The organism is Methanolobus sp. ZRKC5, from assembly GCF_038446525.1.
Classification (GTDB): Archaea; Halobacteriota; Methanosarcinia; order Methanosarcinales; family Methanosarcinaceae; genus Methanolobus.
This window is the reverse complement of record NZ_CP151792.1, coordinates 389,282-402,762: the sequence shown is the minus strand read 5'-3', so window position 1 is coordinate 402,762 and position 13,481 is coordinate 389,282. Positions and strand designations below refer to the sequence as shown.

The window sequence follows — 13,481 nt, the reverse complement described above, 5'->3', positions numbered from 1 at the left end:
GAGGGATAGAAATGAATAAAATAATCCTTATTTCATTTCTGCTTTTTTTCTTTCTGGTAACTCCAGCAAATGCTGAAATTTTCAGTGAGATGAATCAGAAGGTTGTCGTTTATAATCAGAACGTGGATAAAGTTCCTGATTCTTTAAAAAGTCTGCTCGGGAATGAAGAGATATATGGTGTTATCAATCTGAATGATGGAAATACACTGGAAGTGAAGGCAGTTACCAAGGACGGAAAGATCATCGATTTTTCAAAGTTAGGGACTAAGATCGCTATTAATAAAGGTGATTGTAATGGCGATAATAATCTAACTGCATTGGACGCACTGTGTACTTTGCAGATGGCTGTTGGGAAAATGGAGAAAGACGATATCCTTGATGTTGATGATAGTGGGGGGTTTTCATCCCTGGATGCAAGGATAATACTCCAAAATGCTGTTGGCCTGAACTCTGAAGTGGATCCATCAATTATAGTGACGACAAATGAGAACTCAATGAATGACCTGATGAACTCTCAAAAACCTCTTGATGTATTCCTGGATGCGTATGATAGCGGCGATATTGATATAAAAGGAGTAGGACTTGGAAAAAGTATCACTATTTCAATTGGCAAATTTGCGTTTAAGATGTCTCAGAGCCTGGGAATATTGTAATAGTATTCTACAATATTTCCTTTTTGTTCTATCATATCCTATCGTAGCAGATTATAAATAAGGAAACAATAAGAGTGCCATTTCTGCAAAGGCACCGGAAAATATTGGTATTGCCAGATTATCATCTATTTTCACAAATGTGGTTTCTACAAAGGTTGCAACAAATGCCATGAAAATAGAGACGACCGGGTTCTCAAGCAGAAGAACAGCTATAAAAAGGTTTACGACAAACTCTGCAATAGTTCCTTCCAGACTTTTCCCATTACTAAATATTCTTATTTTTCCAAATCTTTTTCCGATCAGTGCAGCAGTCATGTCGCCAAAAGTGGTCATGAGGATAGCTGCAAAAGCAACATTCTTGCTGAATACTGAAACAGCAATCAGTGCACCAATAGTAAAGTAGACATGTGAGCCAATTCCTGTTCTCTCTTTCTGGCGTAAAAGAATATGCAGGACAGGAAGTTTGATGCTCCTATCAAGTCTCAGGTGCTCAACACTCAAAATGAATACAAGATAAACTATCAACAGGGTTTGGCTTGCCTGCTTTCCAAAAAAAGCATAGACAAGTATAATGAGTATTGAAGTGAAATGAATGCCCTTTCGCATTAGTTCATTAGCAAAGGAAATAGAAGTCATTGCCCTTAATTTGACCTTTTGATATATAAAAGAGTCTATCATCATAAAAATAAAATGGATGTGACGATCGGACTGTTTATTTTATTTCAACACGGATATTTTAAATATGAGTGTAGCTGACTTTACTTTAGGTAACGTATACCAGTTTGTAGGAAATAGGGGTATTTCCACATCTTTAAAAAGCTGGAGAGTTCAATTGATGGGACGGGGAGACTATTATCTTGGAATGTAATTGCTGTGGGAAGTACGAGAATCGGTTTAGTTTGCCTGGTCTGCTTTTGATATCTGGAAGGTGTAATCTCTGTTTTCTAATATAAGAAACGGGAGTGTAAGTCATGCCAAGAGCTACAAGAACAAATAGTGTAAAAATATCAGCAAAAGTGGACGGCATTAAGAGTTCATCCATCCCTTTAAAAGCTGTTGTTTTTTCAGAAGATGCAAATGAAGTGAAAATACTAGCCGAAAAAAAGCTGAAAACAGACGATCTGGACATAGAACTTGATGTGGAAGCTGCAAAGATGCCGGAAAATGTAAGGATATCCATTGTTCCTGATGAAGTGAAAAGTGGGACTCAAATACGCAGGCTGGCAGACTCTGAAAATGCATCCACTGCAAACATTACAAAAGATGTTCTTCTTTCAAGAGAGGGAGTGCTCAAGAAAGAAGATCTCTCCATCAAACCTGTAGATTCAGTGCTTGGGCTCTGGAAATTGAAGCATAAGGTTTGTGGTCGTGTCTTTAAAACTGATCCTGCTACCGGTGAAAAGTGTCCGGTTCCCGGAGCGACTGTTCATGTCTATGATGTAGACCTTAATTTTTTCTGGTGGTATCCGCACCCAGGAATGCCATGGGGCTGGGTCTTCCCGTTCTTCCCTCACCGTAAAGAGGAAATTGGAACAACAAAGACAGATGAATGTGGTTATTTCTGTGTCAACATCCCCTATTTCGATATTGATGCTGTCCTGAGATGGAGACTTCGCTACCGCTGTCTATGGGATATACTCAGGCGACCAACAGTTCTTGAAGCAATAGACCTGGGTGTTAAACCGGACATTCGATATTATCCGGAACTAAAGCCGCTTCCTGAGATGAAGGTTAAACCAAGACCACAGCCCTGGCCACCATCGGATCCTGTTATCAAGGAAATAGAATATAGAGATCTAAAATCAAGAGACGATGGTGCCATCGAAATGATCTCAGCAGAGGTCAAGAAGGAATTGCATATAAACACTGACTCTATGAAAGAATTGTTCACAAAGTCAAGATTTGAGGCTGTTCGTGAGAATCTTTTCAAGAAAGATACTCTTTTTGAGCCGGTGAGCAAGGATAGGTCATCCCTGCTGGATCAGCCTGCATTCCCTCATTCAATTGCTCCTCCGGCACTTCCCGACGATGAACTGATGATGGAGATGCTCGGTAAGGAAAAAGAGGATAATTCAGATACCATCATGCAGATACGCAGTTCAAGACCTACTGTAAGATTGCTGCGTTGCTGGCCGGAGATCGTCCCTGAATGGAATCTTCTGCTTGATGTGCCTGATATAGTTTTCAAGGTGGAGCAGGATATAGATGAGGATGGCGTGCTTGAAACGATCTATGAAGAAGGCTACTTCGATGTTAACTGGAATTTGAGCGAGTCTACAACGGACGTGCAGATAGAGGCTTGGCCAAATGCTATTTGTGTACCTTGTGGGGAAGCCTACAAACCATGTACTAAAGCCGGAATTGTGGGTTTCAATGACATGGCTGTCGATCCGATATATTTTGATGGCAACGGCTATGTGAAAAGGGTTAACAGACCAAAGCAGTTTGTTGGTTTCCCATTGCCACATATCGTACGTCCTGATGCTGAGACACCACTATGTAAAACAATCCGTATCGTAGGTTGTCCGGACTATGGGACCGCCGTCTATTATAAAGTGTTCTATAAATATGAGGGAGGTTCTGATACTCACTTTAACGAGTCATGGCATGTGTATAATATCAGCTCAGGCACTTCCCATTATGTAAAACCTGATAACAACGGGTTCTACGAAGTACTGACGCCACCGAATAATTATTTCCCATACCATACTCTGATAAACTGGCGTACTCACCTTTATCCTGATGGTAAGTATGAGGTCAGACTGGAACTGTATGATGCAGCACACAATCTGATCGTTGCAGCTATTGACCCGGTGAAAGTGGTTATAGATAACAGTAGGCCAGCTCCGATCGATTTCCTGAAGCTTGAGTACAGGGAGGCTGGAGGAGCCTGGAATGAAGCTCCGCTTCATTGTCCGATAATAAAAAGGACTGCGGGTGTCGATATTGAGCTAAAGGTCGGCTACAACGTAGCAGCAACTCACCTGAGGGATATAACTATCAGTTTCACCGGATGTTCGGGTTCTGTGGGAAGTGACAGCTACTGGCATCAGTCTGTGGGAGATAATAATAAGGTATTGGACTGGACAGTTACTGTGCCGTCATCTGTGGATGAAGGAGGTTACAGGTTCTATCTTGAAGGACGTAGCCGAGCTTTCAATGCTACTGGAGGACTTGCCAGCAACTGGGAATTCGATACTCTCAGCATCTGGAAAGGAAATTCACTGCATGTTGTGATACTTGATAAGTAAGTATTCTTTTTTGGATTAGTATCATGCCCTCGAAAGAGGGCATTTCCAAATTTTACTTTTTAGGACAGGTTATTATTTGCTTATGAATTCCGTATCTTTCCAATATCTGGCTAAGCTCATAACTAGGGTGGTTGCTGATGTATTGGGTGAACCTTTCAAAGGTTACTCTTGATTATGCAAAGCCCAGATTATATAAAAAATCTCATATTTAAAAAAACAAAAATAAAAAAATAGAATGCTTTGTGCATTCATTCCAATGTAATTGCTTCCACCGGGCAAATATCTACACAGTCTCCACAGTCCACACATTCGTCCGCATTAACAACTGCAACATTTTTATCACTCATTGCAATCGCTTCTACCGGACAGGAATTTACACATAGTTCGCAACCTGTACATACATCTTTATCAACAACAGCTGGCATTTTGATTTCACTTCCTTATTACTTATCTTAAAGATAATATGATTTCAGTGAGAGATTATGGGATAAATAGTTGTCGAAATCTGGAAATTTGAAGTTTTAATTCATCAGTTAGAAATATTATATTCAGAGTAATCTATAAAGTAATAGATGCCTCATCTCTCCGGAATTTCACCTCATCTGCTTCGATCATCGACAGATCGAGAATATCATTGATTTAGCCAGTAGATGTTTTCCGATGTTTAAAATGTTACCTGTATGTCGAATCTGTTTTTCATTGAGTTCTCCGGAAAGTCCTTCCAGCATCAAATCTGAGAAACCGATGATCGAGTTAAGTAGCGTGCGTAGTTCATGGTCCATGTTAGTAAGGAATTTGCTTTTAGCACATTTTAAAGATTCCGCATTGACCATTGTTTCAAATACTTTCTTAATTGCTATTAATTCCTCTTTGAAATCTCTTTAAAGGAGCAATGCTCTCCTATGTAATCTGCGATAAAATAATAGTCCACAATCATATCGTTTTGAAATAGCAATTTTTCAGTGCTTTCTATTCAGAATGGATTAATGAATTTTTGCTATCTTTCAGGATATTAAGGGCTGTATTTTCCGGTACATCACCAGCACAGAAAAGATTCCTTTCATCGTTAATTTAACAATCATTTACACAAGTTATTCGTAACCTTCGATTAAATGCTGAATGGATAATGCCTGATAGTATGTGGTAATATATAATAGTATACGGCAAGATATAAAATTGATACACAAAATAATTATATTAATATGGCTTATTTATTATCATGTTAAAACGAAAAGAAAAAACGAAAGCGAACATATACGGTATCAAAGGAATGCATAACGTGCATTCATGGCAGGGACTTGCTATCCACTTCAAGAACAGTTCCAAGGTACTGAAATGTGGCAGTTATGCTACCTGTACATCAGATAAGAGGTCAAAAGCCTGTTTCTATTCAATAAAAAGACCGGATGCCATCTATATGCTTCAGTCTGAATTCAATGTTAGTATTACAATTGCTGAAAAGCACATAGATACTCTGGTTGATATGGGAGTGACCAAAGCATTGAGATGTCGAAGGGCAGATTCTTCTGGATTTTTTGATGAAGGGGCTCGTATGCTGGCGTTTGAAGAAGACTTTTAAATGTCAATCAAAACTTTATTATGCGAACAGGATAATCCTGCACCCATGTTTACGATCATCACAGGTGCACAGTTTGGCGACGAAGGCAAAGGCAAAATAGTTGACCTCATGTCCGGGGAATATGATCTGGTTGTCCGTTTTCAGGGAGGCGACAATGCAGGACATACGGTCAAAGTAGGTGAAGATGTATACAAGCTTCATCTTATTCCATCAGGTTTTCTTCTTGATTCCAGGGTCTTGATAGGTCCTGGTACCGTTATGAATCCGGAAGTACTTGCAACAGAAATGGATATGCTTGCAGAGGGTGGCATAAAGCTAGATGCAAAGAGGGTTGGTGTGGATGCAAAGACCAGTATAATAATGCCATATCACATTGAACTTGATGGTCTGCGCGAATCTTTGAGGACCGAAAAGATAGGTACTACAAAGCGTGGTATTGGTTATGCGTATATCGATAAGATTGCAAGGGACGAAATTCGCATGTATGACCTTGTAAACAGGGAAAGATTCCTGAAAAGGCTTGAAGAACTTGCTCCTTCAAAGGAAGCAGCCATAAAACAGTTTGGTGGTGACCCTTCCATGGTGATGGACGAGGCACTTATAGATAAGTATGTGAAACTTGGTGAAAGGTTTGCATCCTATGTTACTGATGTCTCCTATGAAGTTAATAAGGCTCTTGATGAAGGGAAGAATGTTCTTGCAGAAGGTGCCCAAGGAACACACCTTGACGTGATACACGGAACTCAAAAATTTGTAACATCATCCTGCACTATTGCAGGTTCTGCATGCGCTAATATTGGTGTTGGCCCTACCAGGGTTGACAGTGTACTGGCTATTGTGAAAGCCTACATCACCCGTGTTGGTGAGGGCCCTCTGCCAACAGAACTTTTTGACGAAGCAGGGGAGCAAATACAGCAGGTTGGTCGTGAATTCGGTACTACAACCGGTAGATCTAGACGTTGTGGTTGGTTCGACCTTCCATTGCTTAAAAAAGCCATTTACCTTAACGGTTACACATCTATTGCCCTTACAAAACTCGATGTTTTGTCCAATCTTGATCCTGTCAGGGTTTGTGTGGCATATGAACTGGATGGGAAAGTCCTTGACTATCCGCCAGAAGATACGTCTGAGCTTGCAAGATGTAAGCCGGTATATGAAGATTTGTCAGGTTGGGACAATGACCTGACTGGTGTAAAGGAATTCGCGGATCTGCCCCAGGCAGCAAAGGACTATGTTCTTTACCTTGAAGCTAGGATGGGTGTACCCATTGAATACATTTCAGTGGGACCTGCAAGGGAACAAACGTTTAAAAAATAGGGCGGATAAGCTAAATCTGCCGAAAAACGTATATAGTACTCGATAGTTTAAACATCACAATCCAGCTGAACTAATCACTAAATGCACTTGAGTCCTGCAAATGGTGAGTATCTTAACGGATATTATAATTCAGGAGAATATTATGACAACTGTATATGACGTTCCTGCAGCCGAATTAATCGCAAAGGTAGCAGAGAAGTTAAAAGAAAACGATAAAGTTAATCCCCCTGAGTGGGCAGCATATGTAAAGACCGGTGTACACAAAGAGCTTCCGCCAGTCGACAGCGAATGGTGGTATACAAGATGTGCCGCAGTACTCAGGACAGTATATACCCAGGGTCCTATCGGTGTTGAAAGGCTACGATCTGTCTATGGTGGAAAGAAGAACAGAGGCGTCGCTCCTTCTGTAAAGGCAAAAGGAAGCGGTTCGATTGCAAGAGTAGCTCTGCAGCAGCTGGAAGAGGCAGGTTTTGTACGTGCACTCAAGAGTGGTCGTGTGGTAGCTCCTCAGGGACAATCTATGCTCGACAATGTTGCATTTCAGGTGAAACAGGACCTTGTGGAAACCATCCCTGGTCTTGCTAAGTACTGATCGCATATTTCCTGTTTCGGTAACCCTATAAAGAATCGCTGTTTACATTCCTGTAAAGCATAGGTGACTTTCATGACGGATGACCTTGAAGAAATAAGAAGAAGAAGGCTTGCGCAGATGCAGCAGCAACAGGCAGCTAATCCGCAAATGAATGCCGGTGACATGCAGGCAGCAATGCAGCAGGAGCAGGCACAGGCTGAAGTGGATGCAAAAAAGCAGACTCTGATGCGTCAGATACTGACTCCGGAAGCACGTGAAAGACTGACAAATCTACGTATGTCCCGTAAGGAACTGGTAGAACAGCTTGAGTCTCAGTTGATCATGCTTGCACAAAGTGGCAGGCTTCAATCAATGATCGATGATGAGAAACTCAAACAGCTTCTGGTTCAGATGCAACCTAAGAAGAGGGAACCGACCATTAAGCGTTTGTGAGTACCTCCATGCAAATATCGGTCTTATTCAGCGGCGGAAAAGACAGTTCTCTTTCCGCAATATTGCTGGAGCCATTCTTTGAGGTTGAACTTGTGACATGTGGTTTTTCGTTACTTCCCATCGGGGAAGTGGCCTCTGAAACTGCAGAACGGCTTGGTTTCCCACATAGGATAATCAAACCTGACACATCGATCCTTGAAAAGGCATATGACATGATCATGCAGGATGGTTTCCCAAAGAACGCCATCAATTTCATTCACAAGAGTGTTATTGAGTGCCTTGCGGTCGATGATAATGTTTGCTTCATTGCTGATGGTATTCGTCGTGATGATCGTGTTCCTGTGTTGGGTCAGCCCGAGATCAGGAGCATAGAGGACCGGTTCGGGGTTCATTATGTATGTCCCCTTAAAGGGTTTGGTCGGGCTGCTGTTAATGAACTTGTAAAAGAACACTTGGTCATTGATGAAGGGCTTAGCGAGGATGTACTTAAAGCGGATTACGAAACCGAACTTCGGGAATTAATAAGTCAACGGCATGGTTCCGGGATGATCATGGAGATATTTCCAAGCCATGTTCAGTCGCATGTTATCGAACGCAGGAAAGCAGGACAGAACAGAACAACATGATTAGTGATTTGCGCATATAATTATGTTATATGTTCAAAATTCAATCAATACCTTAATACATATCAATCATAGCATAGGTGAGACAAGTGAGCCACAATACTAAAGGACAGAAGACAAGGTTGGCAAAAGCACACAGGCAGAACCACAGGGTTCCTACCTGGGTCATCATAAAAACCAACCGTAAGGTTACCAGCCATCCACAGAGAAGGCATTGGAGAAGAAGCAGTCTTGATGTGAAATAAATAGGTGATGATAATGGCAGAAGATGTAGTAAAAGAACAGATCTACACCATTCCTCTTCGTATAGTGAAGGCAACCCCTCGCTGGCAGAGGTCTAGGCAGGCTGTAAAAGTAATCAGGAAATATCTTATAAAACACATGAAGGTTGATCCTGAGATGGTCAAAATAGACAAGACCATCAATGAGAAAGTATGGGAACGCGGTTCTGAGAAGCCACCATCGTTCATTCGTGTAAGAGCTGCAAAGTTCGAGGATGGCGAAGTACAGGCCGAACTTGCATGAGTGCTTCCGGGCATCATTTAAGTTTGTAGATCATATAATGATGAGAACTATAACTATTCAGGAAAGCCCCGTAATAGGGGCTTTTGCAACGTGTACGGAAGATTTAGCGTTGGTACCAGTGGGCACATCGGAAAAGACGTGTGATACTCTCAGTCAATTGTTACAGGTCAACGTAGTGAAAACTCTGGTCAATGGAAGTATTATTGTGGGTTCACTTTGTCGTGGAAATTCCCATTCATTGCTTGTGCCAAGAGGATCTACTATAAGGGGTCAGGAAAATATCGATGTTCCTATCCATGAATTACCAGGTAAATTGAATGCAGTAGGCAATGTTGTCATGGCAAATGACACCGCTGCACTGGTTCATCCTGAACTCAGTGACAGAGCCATTGAGGCAATAGAAAAAGCCTTGAAAGTTGATGTCAGGCGTGGCACACTAGGTGGTGCCAAGACCGTAGGCATGGCCGGAATTGCAACCAATAAAGGAATACTTGTAAATCCACTTGCAACAAGTTCGGAACTTGAGCTCCTCGAAGAGCTTTTTGGACTTCCTGTGGATATGGGTACTACTAATTTTGGTACGCAAATGGTAGCTTCCGGGTTACTTGCTAATTCTAAAGGTTACGTTGCAGGTTCACAAACAACTGGTCATGAACTGGGAAGAATAGAAGATGCCCTAGGATTTTTATAATACTAAACAGGTGATTCAAATGAAGACATTTCAGGTCAAAGGCACATTTAAGGCCGGAGTAGCATGGGAAAAGTTCACAAAGGTCATTGAAAGCCAGAACGAGAAAAATGCACTTGATAAAGTGTACTCACTCTTTGGCAGTAAACATGGTCTTAAAAGGAACTTAATTAAGATTGAAAGCATAAATGAGGCATAATCCATGGTAGATATGAATGGACAGGATCCAAGGGTGCTTGCAAACCAGCATCGTGAGTTCCAAAAGCGCGCGGAAATGCTGCAGCAGCAGGTAGGCATGGTCCAGATGTCAATGGAAGATTGTAATCGTGCTCTGACAACTATTGACGAGCTTGGCAATGTTTCAAAGGGTTCTGAAATGATGTTCCCTATAGGTTCCGGTTCATTTGTATATGCTAATATCGACCATACTGATAAAGCAGTGGTCGATATTGGAGCAGGGCTAAGTGTCGAAAGACCCATTGCGGATGCAAAAGAGATATTGCAGCGCCGCAGGGAAAGGCTAACCACAGCTCTTGACAATATGAACAATGCTCTGCTTCAATTAGGTCAGCAGATGCAGGCCATTGAATCTTTCCTCAATAAGCTTCAGCAAGCTCAGGGGCAAGTAGGTTCCCAGTGAACCTTTTTTTCTATTTTTAAAAACTTTAAGGGTTGTATCAAGTGTTCAATAAGCTTAAAGCAAAACTAAGTGGCTTCAAGGAAAAGATAGGAACCAAGATCGATGAGAAAGCAGTTGCTATAGAGCCCATAGAAACTGTAGATGACTCACAAGTTCCTCCATTTACTGAGCCTTCTGTTCAGGAGACTGTCGAGGATAAACAATCTACTGCGGAAGACAAATCGGTCCAGAGTGAAACTTCAAATAATAAGAAGGTTGGTTTTGCCCAAAAAGCAAAAGCTCTTGTTTTAGAAAGGGAGTTCATTCTTGAAGAAGATGATCTTGAAGAACCTTTGTGGGAACTTGAAATGGCTCTTCTTGAAAGTGATATCGCTCTTACTGTATCAGAAGCTATCGTTGAATCGGTGAAGAAACAGCTTGTTGGTACAAGGCGTCGTATTGGAAGTAATACTGGTAATATTGTTGAAGATGCACTCAAGAAGGCTATCTATGATGTCATGAGTGCTAATGTATTCGATCTTGATGAATACGTTAAAAATGCGGATAAACCGGTACATATTGTTTTTATTGGTATTAACGGCACAGGAAAAACAACATCCATTGCCAAGTTATCAAAACGTTTCAAGGATCAGGGTCTGTCTGTTGTGGTTGCTGCAGGTGATACTTTCAGAGCAGGTGCCATAGATCAGCTTGCAATACACGCAAGTAAGGTCGGGGTAAAAATAATCAAACATCAGGAACAGGGTGACCCGGCTGCTGTTATTTATGATGCAATACAGCATGCAAAGGCCAATAAAGCCGATGTGGTACTTTCAGATACTGCAGGCAGGATGCATACTAATGTTAATCTAATGGAGCAGTTAAAAAAAGTATGTCGTGTAGCTCCGCCAGACCGGATACTCTTTGTTGATGAGGCAGTTGCGGGAAATGATGCTGTAGAGCGTGCAGCTCAGTTCAATGATGCTGTTGCAATAAATGGCTCTATTCTCACAAAAACCGATGCTGATTCAAAAGGTGGTGCAGCCATATCAATTGCATACATCACTGATAAACCAATATTATTCCTTGGAATGGGGCAGGGATATGACGACCTGCGTAAATTTGATCCACAATGGTTTGTGGATCAGTTATTTGCAGAATAATCCCTACTCTTTTCTTTTTTCGTCTAATTTTTCTTGTATTATTTATTGTTTACAACTTTCTTTAAGCTCAAATGCAAGATTTTCCAGCCTATTATTGATATTGTCACCCGAAGCGATAATATTGACAAATGCAGAACCAACGATTACAGCATCGGCACCTGCTTTTATAACCTCAGCAGCCTGCTGACCATTGGATATACCAAATCCTACTGCCTTTGGTACGTCCGTGTGGATGTTTCCCAGTATCTTCTTTGTTGAGTCCGCAACATCAACTCTCTCTCCGGTGACTCCCAGTCTTGAGACAATATAGACAAAACCGGAAGTTCTGTCAAGATTATTCTTCATTCTTGATTCTGTTGTTACTGGGGTAATGAGGAATATCAGGTCAACACCGTTGTTTTTGCATGCTTCATGTAGTTCATCTGCCTCCTCAGCCGGGAGGTCAGGAACGATTATTCCGGTAATTCCGGACTCTGCACAATCTCTGGCAAACTTCTCTGTTCCTCTCTTGTATATCAGGTTGTAATATGTCATGCAAACAAGTGGAACATTTTCCTTTATGGATGCTGCCATTTCAAAATACAGATCAGGATTCATACCTGCTGACAGTGCTCTTGTGGATGCCGCTTCTATGGTCGGGCCGTCTGCAACAGGGTCGGAAAACGGAAGTCCAAGTTCAACTATGTCTGCACCGCCTTTTACAAGTGAATGCACGATCTCTTTTGTAGCTTCTGCAGAAGGATCACCTGCACACACGTAAGCAATAAGCGCTTTTTCCTTCTTTTCCTTAAGGTCAGTGAATTTGTCTTCTATTCTCACATACAACCCTCCTTTTCTTCTTTTGCCTCTTCTTCCTTCAACCTAAACACAGTTTCAAGATCCTTATCTCCTCTTCCTGAAAGGCTGATTACAACAAGGTCTCCGAGTTCACCTGTTTTTGCCATTTTCATTACATATGCAACTGCATGGGATGATTCCAGTGCAGGGATTATTCCTTCAAGACGGCTCAGTTCGTAGAACGCTTCCAATGCTTCATCATCGTTTACATTGCATGGCTTGATTCTTCCAATCTCCGCAAGGTGGGCCAGTTCAGGTCCAACACCTGAATAATCAAGACCAGCAGAAACCGAGCTTGATTCAAGTATCTGTCCATATTTATCCTGGAGTATGAGTGTATGTGCTCCCTGGAGAATTCCTTCTTCTCCAACACAGAGGGAAGAAGAATGTAATGCTTCTTTATCAGTTGTTTTCATCTCCTTGCCACCTGCTTCCACCGGGAAGAGTTTCACTTCCTTATTTTCAATGAATGGGTGGAATATGCCCATTGCATTGCTCCCGCCACCTGCACAGGCAACAATGGAATCCGGGTAACGACCTTCTTTTTCCATAATCTGTTCTTTAACTTCCTTTCCGATCACACTTTGGAAATCACGCACTATCATTGGGTAAGGGTGTGGTCCTACAACAGAGCCAATTAGATAGTGTGTGTTCTCTACATTGGTGACCCAGTCCCTTAGTGCTTCATTGATTGCATCTTTCAGGGTCTTTGACCCCGATTCGACAGCATGGACCTTACAGCCCATGAGTTCCATTCTATATACATTCATATGCTGGCGAATAACATCTTTCGCACCCATGTACACTTCAGATTTAAATCCCATGTTTGCTGCGGCCATTGCAGTTGCAGTACCATGTTGTCCAGCTCCGGTCTCTGCAATGATACGTTCCTTTTTCATATATTTGGCTAGAAGCGCCTGTCCAAGAGTGTTGTTTAATTTGTGTGCTCCGCCGTGAACGAGATCCTCTCTTTTAAGGTATATCTTGATTCCGTATTTTTTACTAAGATTCCTCGCAAAATAAAGAGGTGTTTCCCTGCCAGCGAATTCTGTCATATAATAATCAAGTTCTGCACGAAATTCCGGATCATCTTTGTAATGTTCATAAGCTTCTTCAAGTTCTTCAAGTGCCGGCATAAGTACTTCGGGAACGAACTGCCCTCCGAATTTGCCATACATTGATTTTTTCATAATCTTCCTCCA

18 protein-coding genes are annotated in these 13,481 nt (G+C 41.7%); 13 read left to right on the top strand and 5 right to left on the bottom strand.

Features of this window, described 5'->3' with window-relative positions; genetic code table 11:
• The first annotated feature begins 11 nt into the window (after positions 1–11).
• Positions 12–653: a hypothetical protein gene (locus WN948_RS01750; protein WP_342305276.1), complete on the top strand. Its 642-nt coding sequence runs from the start codon at positions 12–14 to the stop codon at positions 651–653.
• 51 nt (positions 654–704) lie between these two features.
• Here the strand turns inward: WN948_RS01750 and WN948_RS01745 are convergent, their stop codons facing one another.
• Complete coding sequence (locus tag WN948_RS01745) at positions 705–1,289, bottom strand: diacylglycerol/polyprenol kinase family protein (protein ID WP_342305274.1); 585 nt, start codon at positions 1,287–1,289, stop codon at positions 705–707.
• A 335-nt stretch (positions 1,290–1,624) separates the two neighbouring features.
• Here WN948_RS01745 and WN948_RS01740 point away from each other — a divergent pair, with 335 nt between their 5' ends.
• On the top strand, positions 1,625–3,904 hold the full coding sequence (locus WN948_RS01740) for a hypothetical protein (protein ID WP_342305273.1): 2,280 nt from the start codon (positions 1,625–1,627) through the stop codon (positions 3,902–3,904).
• 248 nt (positions 3,905–4,152) lie between these two features.
• On the opposite strand, the gene WN948_RS01735 is transcribed toward WN948_RS01740, so the two are convergent.
• Entirely contained in the window at positions 4,153–4,329 is a 177-nt protein-coding gene (locus WN948_RS01735) for a 4Fe-4S binding protein (RefSeq protein ID WP_342305272.1), read from the bottom strand.
• A 186-nt stretch (positions 4,330–4,515) separates the two neighbouring features.
• On the bottom strand, positions 4,516–4,737 hold the full coding sequence (locus WN948_RS01730; RefSeq protein WP_342305271.1) for a histidine kinase dimerization/phospho-acceptor domain-containing protein: 222 nt from the start codon (positions 4,735–4,737) through the stop codon (positions 4,516–4,518).
• A gap of 386 nt (positions 4,738–5,123) precedes the next feature.
• Between WN948_RS01730 and WN948_RS01725 the strand changes: the two genes are divergently transcribed.
• The 11 genes from WN948_RS01725 (at position 5,124) to ftsY (ending at position 11,442) form a co-directional block, all read left to right on the top strand.
• Complete coding sequence (locus WN948_RS01725; RefSeq protein WP_342305270.1) at positions 5,124–5,483, top strand: hypothetical protein; 360 nt, start codon at positions 5,124–5,126, stop codon at positions 5,481–5,483.
• Between the two features lie 45 nt (positions 5,484–5,528).
• Positions 5,529–6,800, top strand: a complete 1,272-nt coding sequence (locus tag WN948_RS01720; RefSeq protein WP_342306517.1) for an adenylosuccinate synthase — start codon at positions 5,529–5,531, stop codon at positions 6,798–6,800.
• 142 nt (positions 6,801–6,942) lie between these two features.
• A complete protein-coding gene (locus WN948_RS01715) occupies positions 6,943–7,392 on the top strand; it encodes a 30S ribosomal protein S19e (RefSeq protein ID WP_342305268.1) in 450 nt (149 codons plus the stop codon).
• 72 nt (positions 7,393–7,464) lie between these two features.
• Positions 7,465–7,824 carry a DNA-binding protein gene (locus WN948_RS01710; RefSeq protein ID WP_342305267.1) on the top strand — a complete coding sequence of 120 codons (360 nt, stop codon included), beginning with the start codon at positions 7,465–7,467 and terminating at the stop codon, positions 7,822–7,824.
• Positions 7,825–7,832: 8 nt separating this feature from the next.
• Entirely contained in the window at positions 7,833–8,450 is a 618-nt protein-coding gene (locus WN948_RS01705; protein WP_342305266.1) for an alpha hydrolase, read from the top strand.
• A gap of 86 nt (positions 8,451–8,536) precedes the next feature.
• Positions 8,537–8,692 carry a 50S ribosomal protein L39e gene (locus tag WN948_RS01700; protein WP_342305265.1) on the top strand — a complete coding sequence of 52 codons (156 nt, stop codon included), beginning with the start codon at positions 8,537–8,539 and terminating at the stop codon, positions 8,690–8,692.
• Between the two features lie 13 nt (positions 8,693–8,705).
• A complete protein-coding gene (locus WN948_RS01695) occupies positions 8,706–8,972 on the top strand; it encodes a 50S ribosomal protein L31e (protein ID WP_342305264.1) in 267 nt (88 codons plus the stop codon).
• A 37-nt stretch (positions 8,973–9,009) separates the two neighbouring features.
• On the top strand, positions 9,010–9,663 hold the full coding sequence (locus tag WN948_RS01690) for a translation initiation factor IF-6 (protein ID WP_342305263.1): 654 nt from the start codon (positions 9,010–9,012) through the stop codon (positions 9,661–9,663).
• A 19-nt stretch (positions 9,664–9,682) separates the two neighbouring features.
• Positions 9,683–9,859, top strand: a complete 177-nt coding sequence (gene rpl18a, locus WN948_RS01685; RefSeq protein ID WP_342305262.1) for a 50S ribosomal protein L18Ae — start codon at positions 9,683–9,685, stop codon at positions 9,857–9,859.
• Positions 9,860–9,862: 3 nt separating this feature from the next.
• Positions 9,863–10,300, top strand: a complete 438-nt coding sequence (gene pfdA / locus WN948_RS01680) for a prefoldin subunit alpha (protein ID WP_342305261.1) — start codon at positions 9,863–9,865, stop codon at positions 10,298–10,300.
• Positions 10,301–10,341: 41 nt separating this feature from the next.
• A complete protein-coding gene (ftsY, locus tag WN948_RS01675) occupies positions 10,342–11,442 on the top strand; it encodes a signal recognition particle-docking protein FtsY (RefSeq protein ID WP_342305260.1) in 1,101 nt (366 codons plus the stop codon).
• A gap of 42 nt (positions 11,443–11,484) precedes the next feature.
• Here ftsY and trpA read toward each other — a convergent pair whose 3' ends face one another.
• Together trpA and trpB are read right to left on the bottom strand one after the other, a co-directional pair.
• Entirely contained in the window at positions 11,485–12,261 is a 777-nt protein-coding gene (gene trpA / locus WN948_RS01670) for a tryptophan synthase subunit alpha (protein ID WP_342305259.1), read from the bottom strand.
• On the bottom strand, positions 12,258–13,469 hold the full coding sequence (trpB, locus tag WN948_RS01665) for a tryptophan synthase subunit beta (protein WP_342305258.1): 1,212 nt from the start codon (positions 13,467–13,469) through the stop codon (positions 12,258–12,260). Before trpB ends, trpA begins: the two co-directional genes overlap by 4 nt.
• Positions 13,470–13,481 lie beyond the last annotated feature (12 nt).